The sequence below is a fragment of the Methylobacterium sp. Leaf111 genome (assembly GCF_001423285.1).
Taxonomy (GTDB): Bacteria; Pseudomonadota; Alphaproteobacteria; order Rhizobiales; family Beijerinckiaceae; genus Methylobacterium.
On sequence record NZ_LMNE01000023.1, the window covers coordinates 204,598 to 222,767 of the forward strand.

Below are 18,170 nucleotides of genomic sequence, written 5' to 3' on the forward strand. Positions count from 1 at the left end.
GAATGACCCCGTCCCTCACCACCCGCACCCTCGAGCGCCTGACGCCCTGGCTCGTGCCCGCCGTGATCCTGCTCGGCTGGCAGGTCGCCGCCTCGACGGGCCTCGTCTCCACCCGGTTCATGCCGGCCCCCTCGGGGGTCGTCGCGGCGGGCTGGGAGGCGGCGCGCAGCGGCGAGCTCTGGACCAACCTCTCGATCAGCTTCGCCCGGGCGGCCGTCGGCTTCCTCATCGGCGGCGGCATCGGCTTCGCCCTCGGCCTCGCCAACGGCCTGTCGCGCCTGTCCGAGCGCCTCACCGACACGACGCTGCAGATGATCCGCAACATCCCGCACCTGTCGCTGATCCCCCTGGTGATCCTGTGGTTCGGCATCGACGAGGAGGCCAAGCTCTTCCTCGTGGCGATCGGGGTGTTCTTCCCCGTCTACGCCAACACCCTGCACGGCATCCGCTCGGTGGACCCGCAGCTCGTGGAGATGGGCCGGGTCTACGGCATGTCGCCCACCACGCTCTTCACCCGCGTGGTCCTGCCCGGCGCGCTGCCCTCGATCTTCGTGGGTCTGCGCTACGCGCTCGGCATCATGTGGCTGACGCTCATCGTGGCCGAGACGATCTCGGCCTCCTCGGGCCTCGGCTACATGGCGATGCAGGCCCGCGAGTTCATGCTGGTGGACGTCGTGGTGCTGGCGATCGTGATCTATGCCGGCCTCGGCAAGGCCGCCGACGCGGTCACCCGCCTGCTGGAGCGCCGGTTCCTGGCCTGGAACCCGGCCTACCGGAACGCGTGACGCGGCGGCGGCTCCCCTCCCGAAATCCTCATCTCCCCTTCGACGGTCCGTCCCATGCTCGCCACCGCCCTCCGCGTCCCCGAGGATTCCCCGATCCGCGATCCGAAACCCCGCGGGGTCGCCGCCCCGAAGGCGCCGGCCCGCGCCGCGCCGCCCTCCGCCACGGGCATCGGCGTCACCCTGCGCGACCTGCGGAAGGACTTCGACGGCCACACGGTGATCGAGGGCCTCGACCTGCACATCCCGGCCGGGCAGTTCGTGGCCGTGGTCGGGCGCTCGGGCTGCGGCAAGAGCACCCTGCTGCGCCTGATCCTCGGCCTGGAGCAGCCGAGCGCCGGCCGCATCGCCCTCGAGTCGGGCGCCGTGCGCACGCCCCCGAAGCGCATCATGTTCCAGGAGCCGCGCCTGCTGCCCTGGGCCCGGGTCGTGGACAACGTGGCGGTGGGCCTCGGCGAGGGCGGCCGCAAGGCCGAGCGCCGCGCCAGGGCGCAGGCGGCGCTGGCCGAGGTCGGCCTCTCCGAGAAGGCCGGCAACTGGCCCGCGACCCTGTCGGGCGGCCAGCGCCAGCGGGTGGCGCTCGCCCGCGCCCTCGTCAGCCGCCCGGGGCTGCTCGCCCTCGACGAGCCCCTGGGCGCCCTCGACGCCCTGACCCGCATCGACATGCAGGCGATGATCGAGCGGATCTGGCGGGCGCAGGGCTTCACCGCGATCCTCGTCACCCACGACGTCGCCGAGGCCGTGGCGATGGCCGACCGCATCCTCGTGGTGGAGGCCGGCCGCATCGCCCTCGACGTCGCCGTGGACGTGCCGCGCCCGCGCCGGCGGGGCGATGCCGACCTCGCGGCCCTGGAAGGCCGCATCCTCGACCACCTGTTGTCCGAGCGCGCGCCGTCCTGAGCGCCGCCTCCCCGTCCAAGAAAGATTTCCCATGACCGGTCAGACCGACGTTCTCTGGTTCCTCCCGACCCACGGCGACGGCCGCTACCTCGGCGCCCAGGAGGGCGCCCGCGACGTCTCGCTCGCCTATCTGCGCCAGATCGCCCAGGCGGCGGACGAACTCGGCTATTACGGCGTGCTCCTGCCCACCGGGCGCTCCTGCGAGGATTCCTGGGTGGTGGCCTCGGCGCTGGCGCCCCTGACGAAGCGCCTGCGCTTCCTCGTGGCCGTGCGCCCCGGCCTGCAGGAGCCGTCCATGGCCGCCCGCATGGCCGCGACCCTCGACCGGATCTCGGACGGGCGCCTGCTCATCAACGTCGTCACGGGCGGCGACCCGGTGGAGCTGCGCGGCGACGGCGTCTTCCTCGACCATGACGAGCGCTACGTCGTGACGGACGAGTTCCTGCACATCTGGCGCGGGCTGATGGCCGGCGAGACGGTCAGCTACGCAGGCAAGCACCTCCGGGTGGAGGAGGGCCGGGTGATCTTCCCGCCGGTGCAGACGCCCTATCCGCCGCTCTACTTCGGCGGCTCGTCGCCGGCCGGCATCGAGGTCGCGGCCGAGCATTGCGAGGTCTACCTCACCTGGGGCGAGCCCCCGGCGGGCGTCGCCGAGAAGATCGCCAAGGCCCGCGAAGCGGCCGACCGGAAAGGAAAAACCTTCTCCTACGGCATCCGCCTGCACGTCATCGTGCGCGAGACCGAGGGCGAGGCCTGGGCCGCGGCCGAGAGCCTGATCTCGCGCCTCGACGACGCGACCATCGCCAAGGCGCAGGCCACCCTGAAGCGCCAGGATTCCGTCGGCCAGAGCCGGATGATGGCCCTGCACGGGGGCGACCGCACCAAGCTCGAGGTCTCGCCGAACCTCTGGGCCGGCGTCGGCCTGGTGCGCGGCGGCGCCGGCACCGCCCTGGTCGGCTCGGCCGATCAGGTCGCCGACCGGATGAAGGAGTACATCGACCTCGGGATCGACCGCTTCATCCTGTCGGGCTACCCGCACCTGGAGGAGGCCTACCGCTTCGCCGAGCTGGTCTTCCCCAAGCTGCCCTTGCGCGCCACCACCGGCGTCGCGCCTACGAACGCCCGCAACAACGGCCCGTTCGGCGAGGTCATCGCCAACGACATCGTCCCGAGCCGGCGCATCGCGGCCCATTGAGGCGCTGACGTCGAAGGCGCCTCCTCGGCGTCGCCGCCGCTCATCGCGGGCACGACGCGGTGTCCGCGCTCCTCGCCCCGCAGGCGGCTACCGTATTCACGCATCCGCCTCTGCAAGCTCGGCGCGTCCCTCTCCCCCTTGTGGGAGAGGTGAGGAGTGGGGGGCGGGTGACCCTCAGCCGGCCGAGGCTGGCGGAGCCACCCCCACCTCCCACTCCTCCCCACGAGGGGGAGGAGGGCCGCGTCGTGCCGACATGTGGAAATCCGGTCGCCGCAGGCGGGGAGAGAGCCTTGCCGGCGCTCCACCCCACCCCCAGCCCAGAGGACAGTCCCATGCCCGCCGCCACCCACGCGCTCGCGCTCCGCTCCGACGGCACCCGCCGCGCCGGGATCCTGCTCGCCGCCCTGGCCGTGCTGACCTTCGGCGTCCTGCACGCCCGCGCGGACGAGAAGGTGATCCGCATCGGCTACCAGAAATACGGCACCCTGGTGCTGCTCAAGGGCAAGGGCCTGCTGGAGCAGCGCCTGAAGCCGCTCGGCTACCGCGTCACCTGGGCCGAGTTCCCCTCGGGGCCGCCCCTGATGGAGGCGCTGAATGCCGGGGCCGTCGATCTCGGCTCGGCCGGCGAAGCCCCCCCGATCTTCGCCCAGGCCGCCAACCCGGACCTGCTCTATGTCGGCCACGAGCCGGCAGCACCCAAGGGCGAGGCGATCCTGGTGGCCCAGGACGGCCCGATCCGCACGGTCGCGGACCTGCGCGGCAAGAAGATCGCCCTGAACAAGGGCTCGAACGTCCATTACTTCCTGGTCCGGGCCCTGGAGCAGGCAGGGGTGCCCTACGAGGCGGTGACGCCGACCTTCCTGGCGCCGGCCGACGGGGCCGCCGCCTTCGCGCGGGGCGCCGTGGACGCCTGGGCGATCTGGGACCCCTACCTCGCCTCGGGCGAGCGCAGCACCGGCGGTCGCATCCTCGCCGACGGCACCGGCCTCGTGCCGAACCGCCAGTTCTACCTCTCGACCCGCGCCTTCGCCGCCGCGCACGGCCCGGCCCTCGACGCGACGCTCGCCGCCATCGGCGCCTGGGCCAAGGACAACACCGACGCGGTGGCGGCCGAACTCGCCCCCTCCGTCGGCATCCCGGCGCCGATTCTCACGGTGGCCCTGCGCCGCCTCACCTACGGGGTCACGCCGCTGAACGCCGAGACCACCGCCGACCAGCAGCGGGTCGCCGACACCTTCCACCGCCTCGGCCTGCTGCCGAAGCCCGTGGACGTCGCCGCGGCGGTGAGGAAGCCCGGGAGTTGAGGCGGCTCAGCCCGGCAGCACCGGCGCCTTGACCGCCGGCAGGCGGTCGAGATCCGCCGGATTGAGGTGGGTGTGCGCCGCCACCAGGGCGTGCGGGGTGAGGGCGAGCCACTGGCGCAGGGAGATGTCCGCGTAGGTCGGGCTGCGGAACATCTCCAGGAAGGTCAGGGGCGTCGGGCCGGTGTTCTCGATGTAGTGGCCCATGGCGAAGGGGACGTAGCCGACGTCGCCGGCCTGGTAGTCGAAGGTGCGGGCCTTCGATTCCGAGCCGAACACCGTCATGCGGCCCTGGCCCGCGATGTAGAACTGCCACTCGTCGCCGTTCGGGTGCCAGTGCAGCTCGCGGATGGCTCCGGGCTCCAACTCCACCAGGGCGGCCGCGATGGTCTTCGAGGCCTTGAACACCAAGGAATCGGTGATGCGCACGGTGCCGCCCGGCAGGCTGAGGGGGGCCTGGGCCAGCATCCGGTGGCTGAAGGGCTCCGGCACCGGGCCGGCGCCGCCCATCCGGTCCGCGTCGAGGGGGCCGGGCATCGGCCCCGGGAAGATGTAGAGTTCCTTCTCCGGCACGCCCGCGAAGGCGCTCTCCGGCAGGCCGAAATTCTTGGCCAGGATGTCCCTCGGCGTATGCGCCATCCAGTCGGTCAGGAGGAAGGTGGAATCCTCCGAGAACCCGCCATCGTCGAAGACCAGCAGGAACTCGCAGCCGTCGACGCCGTCGGCGGACAGGCCCTGGATCGAATGCGGGATGCCCGAGGGGAAGTACCAGAGGTCGCCCGCGCCGACATCGTCCGCGAAGGTCCGCCCCTGCGCGTCCACCGCGGTGATCCGGGCCCGGCCCTTCAGCATGTAGGCCCACTCGGCCTCCTTGTGCCAGTGCATCTCGCGCACCACCCCGGCGCCGAGCCGCATGTTCACCCCCGCCATCGCCTTCGACACCGGCAGTTCGCGGATCGTCGTCTGCCGGGCCCAGCCCCCCTCCTCGAGGCGCATGTGGCTGTCGGCGAAGGACCATTTCAGGTTCGGCATCGTGCCGTGGTCGGTCCGGGGCGGGCGCAGGGTGAAGGGGTCCTGCGCCTCCCGGGCCGGGTTACGGGGCCCCAGGATCGAGGCGCCGTCCTTGCCCCGGATCGGGCTCTGCGCCCCGGGTGCCGCGGGCTGAGCCTGCGCGCCGGCCACGGTGAGGAGGGAGCCCCCGGCGGCGGTGGCGGCCAGGAGGCTTCGGCGGGACAGGTCGGTCATGGGCAGCGGGTCTCGGGCATCGGGTCGCGTCTAGCGTCCGGGAGCGCCGCTGGGCGCCCCCACGCCCTCGTCAATCGGCCCCGCCGCCGGCCGTTCCGTGCCTCACGGCCTCGTGCGGCGGCCCGTCAGGCCGCCGCCGCGAGGGCGGGCGCCGGGCGCTCGCCCTGCGCCGCCAGGCGCTCCAGGAAGGCGGCGGCGAGGCGCCCGCGCGTCGCCGGGTCGTCGCTGCCCTGGCGCAGGAGCACCCGGTTGTCCTTGCGCACGATATGGGCGTGGGCGGGCACCGGCAGGGGCGGCGCGTTCGGCCGCAGGTCGGCGGCCAGCCCCTGCGGTCCGCCGCTGAGGCGGTGGATGCCGAGCCCGAGGCAGCCGACCCGGAGCCGGGCCAGGGCGATCAGGTCCTCGAAGGCGGCGGGCGGCGGGCCGAAGCGGTCGACCACCTCGCTGCGCAGGGCCTCCACCTCCTCCGGGTTCGCGAGGCGCAGGGTGCGGGTGTAGAGGCTGAGCCGCACCTCCGGCTCGGGCACGTAGTCGGCCGGCACGGCGCCCGACAGGCCCAGCCGGATCTCCGGGTTCCAGTCCTCGGCGGGCTCGCCCTTGGCGGCGCGCAGGGCCAGGTGCAGCAGGTGCTGGTAGAGCCCGAGCCCGATGAGCTTGACGTGGCCGGCCTGGTTCTCGCCGACGAGGTCGCCCGCCCCGCGCAGGTCGAGGTCCCGGGCGCTGATGGCGAAGCCCGCGCCCAGGCGGTCGAGGGCCTCCAGCGTCCGCAGGCGCTTTTCCGTGGCGGGCGTCAGCGGCCGGTCGGGGCGGCTCAGCAGGTAGACCACGCCGCGGCGCTGGCCGCGCCCGACCCGGCCGCGCAGCTGGTGCAGCTGCGACAGGCCGAAGCGCTCGGCATCCCAGACCAGCATGGTGTTGGCGCGCGGCACGTCGAGCCCGCTCTCGATGATGCTGGTGGCGAGCAGCACGTCGCCCTCGCCGTCGGCGAAGCGCACCATCACGTCGTCCATCTCGGCGGCGTTGAGCCCGCCGTGGGCCACCCGGGTCTGCAGGTCCGGCACCAGCTTGGCGAGGCGCGCCGCCATGGGGGCGATGTCCTCGATGCGCGGGCAGACCACGAAGCTCTGGCCGCCGCGCCGGTGCTCGCGCGTGAGGGCGTCCCGCATCGCCTCGTCCTCGAAGGGCCCGATCACGGTGCGGATGGGCTGGCGTACGGAGGGCGGCGTGGCGATGACGCTGAGGCTCTGGAGTCCCACCAGCGCGCTCTGCAGGGTGCGGGGGATCGGGGTCGCGGTGAGCGTGAGCACGTGGCCGTCCCCCGCCGCCTCCCGCAGCCCCTGCTTGATCTTGGCGCCGAAGCGCTGCTCCTCGTCGATGACCATCAGGCCGAGATCGGCGAAGCCCACGCCCTTGGCCGCGAGGCAGTGCGTGCCGACCACGAGGCGGATCGTGCCGTCGGCCAGCCCCGCCTTCACCCGCTTGGCCTCCGCGGGCGAGACGAGGCGGGAGAGGTGGGCGACCTCGAGGCCGAAGCGGGCGAAGCGCCGGGTGAAGGTCTGCACGTGCTGGCGCGCCAGCACCGTGGTCGGGGCGACGATCGCCACCTGCTTGCCGGCGAACACCGCCGCGGCGGCGGCCCGCAGGGCGACCTCGGTCTTGCCGAAGCCGACATCGCCGCAGACGAGGCGGTCCATCGGCCGGCCGGAGGCCAGGTCCGCCATCACGCCGCTCACCGCCGCCGCCTGGTCGGCGGTCAGGGCGAAGCCGAAGCCGGCGGCGAAGCGCTCCATCTCGCGCTCCCGGGGCACCAGGACCGGCGCCCGGATCGTCCGGCGCTTCTCGGCGTCCGCCAGCATCACCCGGGCGGCCCGGGCCATGCAGGCCTCCGCCTCGAGGCGGCGGCGTCCCCAGCTTCCGCCCTCCAGCTTGTCGAGGGTCACGGCCTCCACCTCGGAGCCGTAGCGCCAGATCCGGTCGGCCTGCGAGACCGGCACCATCAGGATGCCGTCGCCGGCAAAGCGCAGGCGCAGGGCGTCCTCGCTCCCGCCCTCGCCGGTGCTCACCGCCTCCAGGCCCTCGAACACGCAGAGCCCGTTGTCGCGGTCCACGGCGACGTCGCCGATGCGCAGCTCGACCTCGCCGATGGGCAGGATGGCGCTCGGGCCCCCGGCCGCCACGGTGGCGGCACGGGCGCCGAAGAGGTCGGCGGCGGCGACCACCGCCAGGCCCTCGCCGGGCACCCGGAAGCCCGCCTCGATCGGGGCCTCCAGGCTGAGGAGCGCGCCGGGCTTGGCCGCGACGGCCTCGGCCCAGGCCCGGACCGTCCGGGCCTTGCGGCCCAGCGCCCGTTCGGCGATGCGGACGAGGCGCGCCAGGGGCTCGGCCGGTCCCGTGAGGAGGATGCGGTCGCCCGCCTTCAGGCGCTCGCGCAGGGTCTCGGCCAGGGCCGTGTTCGGCCGGGCCTTGCGCACGAAGGCCGGCATGGTGAGGTCCTCGGCGCCCTCCGCCTCCGCCTCGGCGACCCGGCGCGCCGCGAGCTGGGCCGCCCAATCCGCGGGGCTGAGGTAGAGGCCGCCATCCTCGGCCCCGCCGCGCCGGGACCGGGCCGCGGCCTCGCGGCCCTCGTCGATCTGCTCGAAGAAGGCCTGCGCCCGCTCCTCCGCCCCGTCCTCGACCACGAGGCGCGCGTCGGGCACCTGATCGAGGACCGTGACGAGGGACGGGTAAAACCGGGCGAGGCCGTGTTCCTGGCCGGTGAAGGGCGCGAGCCGGCTCTCCGAGCCCTCGGGCAGGAGGATCTCCGTGGCGGGGTCGATGACGAGCAGGTCGGCATCGGCCAGCGAGCGCTGCGAGACCGGATCGTAGGAGCGGATCGCGGTGACCCGGCCCTCCTCGTACTCGATGCGGCAGGGGCGGTCGGCGGCGGCCGGAAAGACGTCCACGGTCCGGCCCCAGACCGCGACCTCGCCGGGCTCGTCGACCCGGTCGTCGAGGATGTAGCCCAGCCGCTGCAGGAAGGCGGAGACGGCGGAGGGATCGAGGGCGTCGCCGACCCGGACCTCCAGGCGCGCCTGCGCCCAGGTCTCGGCCGGGGGCACGCGCTGGATCAGGGCGGGGGCGGTGGTGAGGACGATGTCGGGCAGGGCCGCGGTGTCGGTGAGCCAGCGCAGCACGCCGGTGCGCGCGCCCATCACCCCGCGCGAGGGCGACGCCCTGTCGTAGGGCAGGCAGTCCCATTCGGGGTAGATCGCGACGCTGCGCTCGGGCGACAGGGCGCGCAGGATCTTGGCGATGACGTCGAGCCGGTGGCTCTCGCGGGCCATGTGGATCAGGGGCTTGCCGGTCCGCGTCAGGTCCAGGAGGGCGACCGCCAGGGCACCGGTGGGCACCAGGGGCGCCACGATCTCGGGGCCGGCCGGGGCGGCCTGCGCCGGCGCCGCGGCCGGACGGCCCGCACCGGTCCCCTTCCCAGATTCCTTGCCGGCCCCCTTGCCGGATGCGGCGTCGGAAACCGTCTCGGCCGGTGTCCCCGAGGCCTTGCGGGAGGCGGGTTTCGGCGCCGCCTTGGCACGCGGCCCCTGGGGCGACGTCTTGGTCGGCCGCTCGACCGTTTTCTTGGCCGTTTTCTTGCCCGTTTCCTTGGCCGATCCCCCGGCCATTTCCTCGGCCGATCCCTCGGCCGTCGCGGTCGAAGCGGAAGACGACGCGGTCCTGCGTTTTGCCATCTGGGGTGTGCGCTGCCCGGCTCGAGAAGAGGACTCGGGAAACGCGGCCGGAGGGTCCGGGCTCCGTTCTTTCGCCCGCCGTCCCCAGTTTGTCGCAGGCCTGTGGATCACATCTCCGGGTCGGGCGCCGCCTCCAGGCGGCCCTGCGCGATGGCGGCCTGGAAGGCGGCGAAGTCGGCCTCGTTCTGATCGCCGTAGGCCAGGGCCCAGTCGGCCAGGGCCTCGCGCAGGTCGCACTGGCGGTCGCGGCCGCAATAGCCCGCGATGGCCGCCGCATCCCCGGTGCGGGCATGCGCCCGCGCCAGCAGGGCGCCGTAGGCCCAGGAGAAGTAGATCAGCGGCTGGCCGGTGAGGCCGGCCACGGGGATGTCGCCCTTCATGTTCTTCATCTGGCGCACGTAGAACGGCCGGCCCTCGATGGTGGTCCAGCCCAGCAGCGGGTCGCCCACCGCCTGGAGCAGGCGCTGGCCGTAGATCACCCGCTCGCCCTCGTGGTCGCCGTAGGCGTCCGGCATGCCCGCGAGGTAGGGGGCATGGGCCGGCGTCACCGCCTCCTTGACCTGGAGGAAGAGGACGTCCTGGTCGGAATTCCCGCACAGGAGCGCGACGTAGGCGCGGGTGCCGACGCTGCCGACCCCGACGACCCGGTGGGCGACGTCCACCACGTGGTAGCGGCTGAGCATGAACCGGCGCTCGCGCGGCAGGGTCTCGGCATAGTGCTCCAGCCCGCCGATCACCGCCTCGCGGGTCTCGGCATCGACGCTCGTGAGGATCGGGGGCGCCGCCTTGAAGCGCCAGCCGCCGTCGGTGCGGCGCTCGCCGACCCGAGCGAGCAGGCTCTTGTTGTGCTTCTTGCGCGCCTTCTCCACCGCCTTGGCGATGACCGCCTCGGAATGGGCGTCGATGGTGAGCCCGGCGAAGTCGAGCTGGTCGGCCCGGGCCGCCTGGTGCCAGACGTCGAGGGGCCCCTGCGGCGCCAGCTCGGTCATGGTGTGCTGGTAGCCCGCCACCGCCGCGAGGGCGGCCTCGCGGCGCTCGGCCTTGGCGACCCCGTCGGTGCGCGCCGCCACCTCGATGCTGGCGGCGAGGCGCTTCAGGTCCCATTCCCAGGGTCCGATCGTGACCTCGTCGAAGTCGTTGAGGTCGAGGACGATGTCGCGCTGGGGCGTGCCGAACAGGCCGAAATTGGCCAGGTGCGCGTCGCCGTTCATCACCACCGCGATGCCGCTGCGCGGGGTGTGGGCGAGGTCCCAGGCCATGACGTGGGCGGCCCCGCGCAGGAAGGCGAAGGGCGAGCTCGCCATGCGGGCGACCCGGAGCGGGATGAGGTGCGCCTGGCGCCCCTCATGCGCCGCCTCGATCAGCGCGACGGGGTCGGGCCGGTGGGCGGGTGGCGTCCAGGCCGCGTGGGCGGCGTGCGGCACCGCCTCGCGCAGGGCCTTGCCGGCGTGGCGACGCTTGTCCCAGGGCTCGCCCGCCTCGCGCAGGTTGATGCGCGGGATGTCGGCGAGGGGCGCCAGCAGGATGTCGTCGGCCTCCGGGCGGACCTCGGTCGCGCTCGACCCGTCAGCGCGCAGGCTGACATCCTGGGGGCATTCCATGCACGGTCCTCACACGCGAATTCGTGAAGGACAAATCTTGACCGTTTGGGATCGTTCCCGGGGCAACACGTCTCAGGACCGGGTTTCATCCCGGCGCGCAGCGTCGGGACGCGGCTGCGAAAGGCGACGTCGGCAAGGGGCGTTGCGGCGGCCGGCGTTCAGGCCCGGTCGTCCGCCCTTGGGGGGGGAGGGCGAACCTCGAAGACGCGCCGCGAGGGGGCTGGTCGTTCAGGATGGAGGCCGGGGTCCGGATTTGAACCGGACGTACGAATCCTTGCGGGGATCCTGGCTCGACACTCACCCACCTGGCCGAGATCCAGGAAGCATGGAATCCGCGACGCGGCAAGGCGGATGTGCTTCGGGAACGCTGGCGTTGTCATCGCTCTCTGAAGACCATCCCCGTCCGCGACGCTGTCCGAAGCGTGCGTGGTCGCCCCCCATCGGCGCAAAGCTTGCCCCGAAGGCCGGCTCCCCTGCGGGCCGGCGCCGATTGACCCGCAGCGGCAAACCGCGTTCTTGAGCGCGGCGATTCAGGAGTGCTTGAACGATGTCCGCAACGACCGTCCCGACGACGCCCTACGACGACCAGAAGCCGGGCACGTCCGGCCTGCGCAAGAAGGTGCCGGTCTTCCAGCAGGCGCATTACGTCGAGAACTTCGTCCAGGCGATCGTCGACTGCATTCCCGATCGGGCGGGCGCCACCCTGGTGCTCGGCGGCGACGGGCGCTTCCTGAACCGCCAGGTGGTCCAGACCACCCTGAGGATCGCCGCCGCCAACGGCTTCGCCCGCGTGCTGGTGGGCCAGGGCGGCCTGCTCTCGACCCCGGCCGCCTCCTGCGTCATCCGCAAGCACGGCGCCATCGGCGGCATCATCCTGTCGGCGAGCCACAACCCGGGTGGCCCCGAGGGCGATTTCGGCATCAAGTTCAACACCGCCAATGGCGGCCCGGCCCCCGAAAGCGTCACGGCGGCGATCCACGCGCGCACCAAGGCGCTGACCGAATACCGGATCGTCGCCGGGCCCGACCTCGACCTCGACACGATCGGCGAGACCCGGATCGGCGACATGACCGTCGCGGTGATCGACCCCGTCGCCGACTACCTCGCGCTGATGCGCGAACTCATCGACTTCGACGCGATCGCGCGCCTGTTCGCCGGCGGCTTCCGCATGCGCTTCGACGCCATGAGCGCGGTCACCGGCCCCTACGCCCACGCCATCCTGGAGGGCGTGTTCGGCGCCGAGCCGGGCACCGTCCTCAACGGCACGCCGCGGGAGGATTTCGGCGGCCACCACCCGGACCCGAACCCGGTCCACGCCCACGACCTCTACGAGCTGATGCTGAGCGCCGACGCGCCGAACCTCGGCGCGGCCTCGGACGGCGACGGCGACCGCAACATGATCGTGGCCCCCGGCCTGTTCGTGACCCCGAGCGACAGCCTGGCGATCCTGGCCGCCCACGCCCACCTCGCCCCCGGCTACGCTCAGGGGCTCGCGGGCGTCGCCCGCTCGATGCCGACGAGCCGGGCTCTGGATCGGGTGGCGGCGTCGCTCGGCATCGCGGCCTACGAGACCCCCACCGGCTGGAAGTTCTTCGGCAACCTGCTCGATGCCGGCCTCATCACCCTCTGCGGCGAGGAGAGCGCCGGCACCGGCTCGAACCACGTCCGCGAGAAGGACGGGCTCTGGGCCGTGCTGATCTGGCTGAACATCCTGGCGGTCACGGGCAAGCCGGCCCAGGACGTCGTGCGGGGGCACTGGGCCGCGTTCGGGCGCGACTACTACACCCGACACGATTACGAGGAGATCGACGCCGGGGCCGCCAAGGGCCTGATGGAGGGCCTGCGGGCCAAGCTCGCCACGCTGCCGGGCAGCAAGCTCGGCGGCCTCACCGTCGCGGCGGCGGACGACTTCCGCTACGTCGATCCCGTCGACGGCTCCGTCACCGAGCAGCAGGGCGTGCGCGTCACCTTCGCGGAGGACGCCCGGGTGGTCTACCGCCTCTCCGGCACCGGCACGGCGGGGGCGACCCTGCGGGTCTATATCGAGCGCTACGAAGCCGCCCCAGACCGGCTCGAATTGCCGGTGGCGGAGGTGCTGGCCCCGGTGGTGGCGGTGGCCAACGCGCTGGCCGACATCGCCGCGCTCACCGGCCGCGCCGCGCCGAGCGTCGTCACCTGAGGGGCGCACGCCCGCACGGGCGCCCGTGATCCGGCGTCGCGGCCCGGAACAGGGCCGGGCGCCGGTCCCTTGTCCCCGCATCGATTCGAATGGTGCGAGGAGACGGGCTCACATGACGCTGGAAGGCAAACGCGCGCTGATCACGGGCGCGGATTCGGGAATCGGACAGGCGACGGCCGAGCTGTTCGCCCGCCAGGGCGCCGACGTGGCGATCACCTACAACACCGACGCGGACGGTGCCCGCGAGACCGCGCGCCGGGTCGAGGCGGCGGGCCGCCGCTGCCTCGTGATCCAGAACGATGTCGGCGATCCGGCCTCGGTGGCGGCGACCTTCGCGCGGGTCGCGCAGGATCTCGGCGTGCTCGACATCCTGGTGAACAATGCCGGCCAGGCGATGAGCGGCATGCCGGTGGCCGAGATGGACGACGGCAAGCTCGAGCAGATCCTGCGCGTCAACCTGATGGCCCCGGTCTTCTGCGCCCGGGCCTTCATCAAGGTCCGCCGGGCCCAGGGCGGGCGCGGCAAGATCGTCATCGTCTCCTCGGTGGCCCAGCACCTGCCCACCCCGGAGAGTGCCCCCTACGGCATGTCGAAGGCGGGCGTCGGCTCGCTGTGCCGCAGCCTGGCGCGGGAGCTCGCCGAGGATCGGATCAACGTCAACAACGTGGCGCCCGGCCTGATCGAGACGCCGATGACCGCCGACCGCTTCGAGAACCCGGACAAGCTCGCCCAGTCCCTGGAGCGCATCCCGTGGCACCGGGCCGGCCAGCCCAACGAGATCGCCAAGGCGATCCTCTACCTCGCCTCGGACGATGCCGACTACGTCACCGGCCACACCCTGGTGGTCGACGGCGGCCTGACCATGCAGTGGGGCGGCGCCTGAGGGGGTGACGGGGGCCGCGGGGCGGCCGCCCGGGTGGGCGGCGCCTGACGCCCGGTCCGGTCCGGGTCGGGCCGGACCTCGTCGGCCCGCCCCGCGCTCCGGCGGCCGGAAGGCCGGCGGAGCGCCCTGTGGCGAGATCGCGACGAAGCGGTCGCGAGGACACCCGCGTCGCGCCGGACCCCGGCCGGTCAGGCTTCGGGCCGACGCAGGGCGTCGATCAGGGCGCGAAGCGTCGGCGTCGCCTGCCGGCTCGGATGGTAGAGGTGGTAGCCGGGGAAGGGCGTGCACCAGTCCGCCAGAACCTGCACGAGGCGGCCCGCCGCGATGTCGGCGGCCACGTCCTCCTCCAGCATGTAGCCGAGCCCGGCCCCGGCCCGCACCGCGGCCCCCGACAGGTCCGCATCGTTGACGATGAGCTGCCCCTTGGCCCGCACGCGCACCTCCTGGCCGTCGCGCGCGAACTCCCACGGCAGCAATCCCCCGCCGCCGACCAGCCGGTAGTTGACGCAGTTGTGCGCGTCCAGGTCGGCCGGCGTCTCGGGCCGCGGATGGCGCGCGAAATAGGCGGGCGTGCCGACCACCACCGTGCGCAGGTCCGGCCCCAGCCGCACCGCCACCATGTCCCGCTCCACCGACTCGCCGAAGCGGATGCCGGCGTCGAACCGGTCCGCGACGATGTCGGCCAGGCGATCGTCGATGACGACCTCGACCGAGACGGCCGGATGGTCGAGGAGGAAGCGCGGCAGGGCCGGCTCGAGCACGCGGCGTGCGGCCGAGGAGAAGGTCGTCAGCCGGAGCGCACCGGACGGCGCACCGCGCCAGTCGGCGAGGGCTGCAAGGCCGCCTTCGATCTCCGCCAGCGCCGGGGCCAGCGACCGCACGAGCCGCTCGCCCGCCGGCGTCGGCGCGACGCTGCGCGTGGTGCGCGCCAGCAGCCGAACCCCGAGCCGTTCCTCCAGCCCGCGGACGGCGTGGCTGAGCGCCGAGGGCGACAGGCCGAGTTCCGCCGCCGCACGCGTGAAGCTGCAGGTGCGCGCGACCGCCGCGAAGGCCGCGAGATCATCGAGTGTGCCTCGTCGCATTGCTGAATTCCACTCACAGACCCTTGCCGATGAATCCGGCTAATCCCCCTGGGCCGGTGGCCTTATCCTGGGTGATAGCAGCAAGGATATGCAACAATGGACCTCACGCATTACCGTACGCTCGGCCGCTCCGGCTTGGCGGTCAGTCCCCTCGCGCTCGGCACCATGACCTTCGGGACGGCGCGCTGGGGGCTGGACGAGGCCGGCAGCCGCGCCGTGTTCGACGCCTATCGGGAGCGGGGCGGCAACTTCGTGGACACGGCCGACGTGTATGCCGGGGGCGAGGGCGAGGCGATGCTCGGGCGCTTCATCCGCGCGTCCGGCGTGCGGGACGGGATCGTCCTCGCGACCAAGTCGGGGTTCGCGACGGGCAACGGTCCGCATGCGGGCGGCAACGGTGCCAAGCACGTCCACGCGGCGCTGGAAGGCTCGCTGCGCCGTCTGCGAACCGACTACGTCGACCTCTACTGGGTGCATGTGTGGGACGGGGTCACGCCGGCCGAGGAGTTGCTGGAGACGATGGCCGGTCTCGTGCGCGCCGGGAAGGTTCGCTATTGGGGCGTGTCGAACACGCCCGCCTGGTACGTTGCCACGCTCGCGACGCTGGCCGCACGACGCGGGCTGCCGGGGCCGATCGCCCTGCAGTACTTCTACGCCCTCGTGAACCGGGACGTGGAGGACGAGCACATCCCGCTCGCAGCCGCATTCGGCCTGGGCGTGGTGCCGTGGTCGCCGCTCGCCTACGGGCTGCTGAGCGGCACGTACGACCGCGCGACGGTGGAAGCGGCCGGACCCCGCGCGGGCGGCCTGCCGAGGGATGCGGCGGCGTCGGGCGAGGCGCGTCCCGCCGGCGACAAGCGGCTCGATGGGGCCAATCCGTTCGGCGACAGCCTGTTCACGCCGCGCAACTGGACCATCGTCGAAGCGGTGCGCCGGGTGGCGGAGGCCATCGGGCAATCGCCGGCGCGCGTGGCGCTCGCCTGGGTGATGGGGCGACCGGGTGTGACCGCGACGCTGATGGGCGTGAGCCGACCGGCGCAGGTGGCCGACAACATCGCTGCGCTCGATGTCGTGCTCGCCGCGGAGCATCGCGCCGCGTTGGAGGCGGTCAGCGCGCCGGCGGAGCCACGCCTGATCTACGGCCTGTCGCGAGCGCCGTTGCGGCAGGCGGTCGTGTTCGGCGGCGCGCGGGTTCAGGCCTCGGGCGAGGCGGCCTGAGGCCCATCCCGTCCCGCCCACGCTCCCGCGCCCTGAGCGAGCACCGCTCGATCGGACGGCCAATGTCCGACGTCATGGCGGTGCGCCCCAAGAGCGGACGGTCGGCCGGGGCGCGTCCCGGGCCTCGAAGGCCGTCCCCCGGGAGTCTGTCAGGCTCATCCTGAACCCGACAGACCCTCGAGTCCTGTCCGGTCGTTGGTCTTTTCGGGAGAACCGTTTTCCCCGAATCCCGGACAACCGCTAGCGCGGGTTCTGCCAGGTGGTCGCGGCGGGGGCGGTGGTGACCGGGGCAAGGCTGCCGGTGGCGGCCGGGGCGGCGGGGCGGACCGGCGCGGCACGCTCCTCGGCCACCCGCAGCTTGGGCGGGGCGACCGCGGCCCGCCGGGCGGCGCGCACCCGGCGGCGGCGCGGGCGGGGGCTCTCGGCGGTGGCGCCGATATAGCCGCCGACGATGCCGCCCACGACCGCCCCCACCGGTCCGCCCACCAGGGCGCCCGCCACCGCGCCGGTGCCGACGCCCACCGTGGTCTTGCTCGCGGCCATCGCGGCCTGCGGGGCCGCGAGGGCGCCGAGGAGCAGCAACGCGGAAGTAAATGCCTTCATGATCCCCGTCATCCCTTGATTCCGGCTGCGGTCCCTGGCGGGCCACCGTGACGAAATCGGGGCCGCTTCGGGCCGGGGCGCGGGTTCGGCCCGCCGGGACTTGCGCCGGGCGGCGCCTGTGCTTTCCGCACATCAGTCGTCGCGGCCGGCCCCCGTCGTCGCGGCCGGCAGAAGGGCGAGGAGATCCGAAAAGTCCGGGCGCGCCGCGATGTCGGGCCCCGTGCAGGCCCGTTCCAGGTCGCGCCAGGGGCCGGAATCGAGGCGCGCCAGGGTGAGGAGCTCGCCCAGGAGCAGCCCCCAGGCCCGCATCTCGATCCGGCGCAGGGCCGCGCCGGCCGGCCCCGCGGGCAGGGTCGAGGCGGCGCCGAAATCGCTGACGACGGCGGCGCCGTCCGTGCCGTCCCACAGGATGTTGTGGCCGTAGAGGTCGCCGTGCAGGATGCCGCGGGCGTGGAGATGGGCGCAGGCCTCCGCGGCGGCGCGGGCGATGCGCAGGGCCGCCGCCGGCGTCAGGGCGAGGCCCGGGGCGTAGACGTCGCGGCTGCAGCTCTCCAGGCTCGGCGGCCCGGCGAGCACCCGCCTCCGCGCCCGCCGGGTGGTCGACGAGGCGCCCCAGGGCGCCGGTGAGGTGCGGGTGCGCGCCGGCCGCGAGGCAGGCCGCCATCTCGCGCTCGGGCAGGCCGTCGCTGGTCATGGCACCCTTGAACAGCTTCAGGGCGACCGCCTCGGCCGGGGCCCCGCCGCGGCGCCAGAGCGCCCGGTGCACGCGGCCCGAGGCGCCCTCGCCGAGGAGGTCGCCCGGTTCGAGATCGCGCCAGGGCACGCCCGGCACGTCGCGGCGCCCGGGCGCGTCATCGACGGGATTGCCCGCGAAGGAGGTCCAGGCCAGGGCCGGCAGGGTGGTCAGCCAGGGCGGCAGCGCCTCCAGGCGGTTGGCGGCCAGCCGCACCAGCTCCAGGTTCGGCGCCCCCGCCAGGCTCTCGGGCAGCTGGGTCAGGGCGTTGCCCGAGAGCATGAGCTTCTGCAGGTGCGGGCGCTGCCCGAGGGCGTCCGGCAGGGCGGCGATCCGGTTGTCCGTGAGGGTGAGCCAGCGCAGGGCCGGGGGCAGGGCCTCGCCCGGCACCTCCTCGAGCCCGGTGCCGCGAAAGCCGACCTGGCTCAGGGACGGGCAATCCCCCAGGACCGGCGGCAGGCGGGTGAAGCGGCTGCCCGAGCAGAACAGCACGCGCAGGTGCCGCAGGCGGCCGAGATCCGCCGGCAGCGCGTCGAGGTGGCTGCCGCTGAGGTCCAGGAGCTCGAGGGTGTCGGCGAGGCCGAAGATCTCGGGCGGGAATTCGGCGAGGCCGGGGGGAAAGCGCAGGGCCCGGGCCCCGGCGCAGTCGCCCCGGCGCAGGGAGGCCAGCTGGGCGGCCAGCGGGTCGGCCAACGGGTCCTGGGTCATGTCGGGGGCGCGGGG

General features: G+C 73.7%; 12 protein-coding genes, 1 tRNA gene and 1 pseudogene. 7 read left to right on the plus strand and 7 right to left on the minus strand.

Features of this window, described 5'->3' with window-relative positions:
* The first annotated feature begins 2 nt into the window (after positions 1–2).
* From ssuC to ASF41_RS13955, 4 genes are all read left to right on the plus strand, one after another.
* Positions 3–785, plus strand: a complete 783-nt coding sequence (gene ssuC, locus ASF41_RS13940) for an aliphatic sulfonate ABC transporter permease SsuC (RefSeq protein WP_056211769.1) — start codon at positions 3–5, stop codon at positions 783–785.
* 54 nt (positions 786–839) lie between these two features.
* Entirely contained in the window at positions 840–1,682 is an 843-nt protein-coding gene (locus ASF41_RS13945) for an ATP-binding cassette domain-containing protein (protein ID WP_056352127.1), read from the plus strand.
* A gap of 31 nt (positions 1,683–1,713) precedes the next feature.
* The gene (gene ssuD, locus ASF41_RS13950) at positions 1,714–2,877 is read left to right on the plus strand and encodes an FMNH2-dependent alkanesulfonate monooxygenase (RefSeq protein ID WP_056276019.1); all 1,164 of its coding nucleotides are present in this window, start codon (positions 1,714–1,716) and stop codon (positions 2,875–2,877) included.
* A gap of 332 nt (positions 2,878–3,209) precedes the next feature.
* Complete coding sequence (locus ASF41_RS13955) at positions 3,210–4,181, plus strand: sulfonate ABC transporter substrate-binding protein (protein ID WP_056494063.1); 972 nt, start codon at positions 3,210–3,212, stop codon at positions 4,179–4,181.
* A 6-nt stretch (positions 4,182–4,187) separates the two neighbouring features.
* Here the strand turns inward: ASF41_RS13955 and ASF41_RS13960 are convergent, their stop codons facing one another.
* The 4 genes from ASF41_RS13960 to ASF41_RS24885 form a co-directional block, all read right to left on the minus strand.
* Positions 4,188–5,423: an oxalate decarboxylase family bicupin gene (locus tag ASF41_RS13960; RefSeq protein ID WP_056494068.1), complete on the minus strand. Its 1,236-nt coding sequence runs from the start codon at positions 5,421–5,423 to the stop codon at positions 4,188–4,190.
* Between the two features lie 125 nt (positions 5,424–5,548).
* Positions 5,549–9,082, minus strand: a complete 3,534-nt coding sequence (locus ASF41_RS13965; protein WP_244479657.1) for a DEAD/DEAH box helicase — start codon at positions 9,080–9,082, stop codon at positions 5,549–5,551.
* A 173-nt stretch (positions 9,083–9,255) separates the two neighbouring features.
* Positions 9,256–10,749, minus strand: a complete 1,494-nt coding sequence (locus tag ASF41_RS13970) for a DUF2252 domain-containing protein (RefSeq protein WP_082487485.1) — start codon at positions 10,747–10,749, stop codon at positions 9,256–9,258.
* A gap of 234 nt (positions 10,750–10,983) precedes the next feature.
* Positions 10,984–11,060: transfer RNA gene (locus ASF41_RS24885), tRNA-OTHER, on the minus strand.
* Positions 11,061–11,296: 236 nt separating this feature from the next.
* On the opposite strand from ASF41_RS24885, the gene ASF41_RS13975 reads away from it, so the two are divergent.
* Together ASF41_RS13975 and ASF41_RS13980 are read left to right on the plus strand one after the other, a co-directional pair.
* The gene (locus tag ASF41_RS13975; protein WP_056494071.1) at positions 11,297–12,928 is read left to right on the plus strand and encodes an alpha-D-glucose phosphate-specific phosphoglucomutase; all 1,632 of its coding nucleotides are present in this window, start codon (positions 11,297–11,299) and stop codon (positions 12,926–12,928) included.
* Between the two features lie 112 nt (positions 12,929–13,040).
* On the plus strand, positions 13,041–13,811 hold the full coding sequence (locus ASF41_RS13980; protein WP_056494074.1) for an SDR family NAD(P)-dependent oxidoreductase: 771 nt from the start codon (positions 13,041–13,043) through the stop codon (positions 13,809–13,811).
* 188 nt (positions 13,812–13,999) lie between these two features.
* On the opposite strand, the gene ASF41_RS13985 is transcribed toward ASF41_RS13980, so the two are convergent.
* The gene (locus tag ASF41_RS13985) at positions 14,000–14,893 is read right to left on the minus strand and encodes a LysR family transcriptional regulator (RefSeq protein WP_056211784.1); all 894 of its coding nucleotides are present in this window, start codon (positions 14,891–14,893) and stop codon (positions 14,000–14,002) included.
* Between the two features lie 96 nt (positions 14,894–14,989).
* Between ASF41_RS13985 and ASF41_RS13990 the strand changes: the two genes are divergently transcribed.
* A complete protein-coding gene (locus tag ASF41_RS13990) occupies positions 14,990–16,111 on the plus strand; it encodes an aldo/keto reductase (RefSeq protein ID WP_056352142.1) in 1,122 nt (373 codons plus the stop codon).
* Positions 16,112–16,351: 240 nt separating this feature from the next.
* Here ASF41_RS13990 and ASF41_RS13995 read toward each other — a convergent pair whose 3' ends face one another.
* Complete coding sequence (locus ASF41_RS13995; RefSeq protein WP_200941355.1) at positions 16,352–16,726, minus strand: hypothetical protein; 375 nt, start codon at positions 16,724–16,726, stop codon at positions 16,352–16,354.
* A gap of 120 nt (positions 16,727–16,846) precedes the next feature.
* Positions 16,847–18,155 (minus strand): annotated as a pseudogene (locus ASF41_RS14000) (leucine-rich repeat-containing protein kinase family protein).
* Between the last annotated feature and the right edge of the window lie 15 nt (positions 18,156–18,170).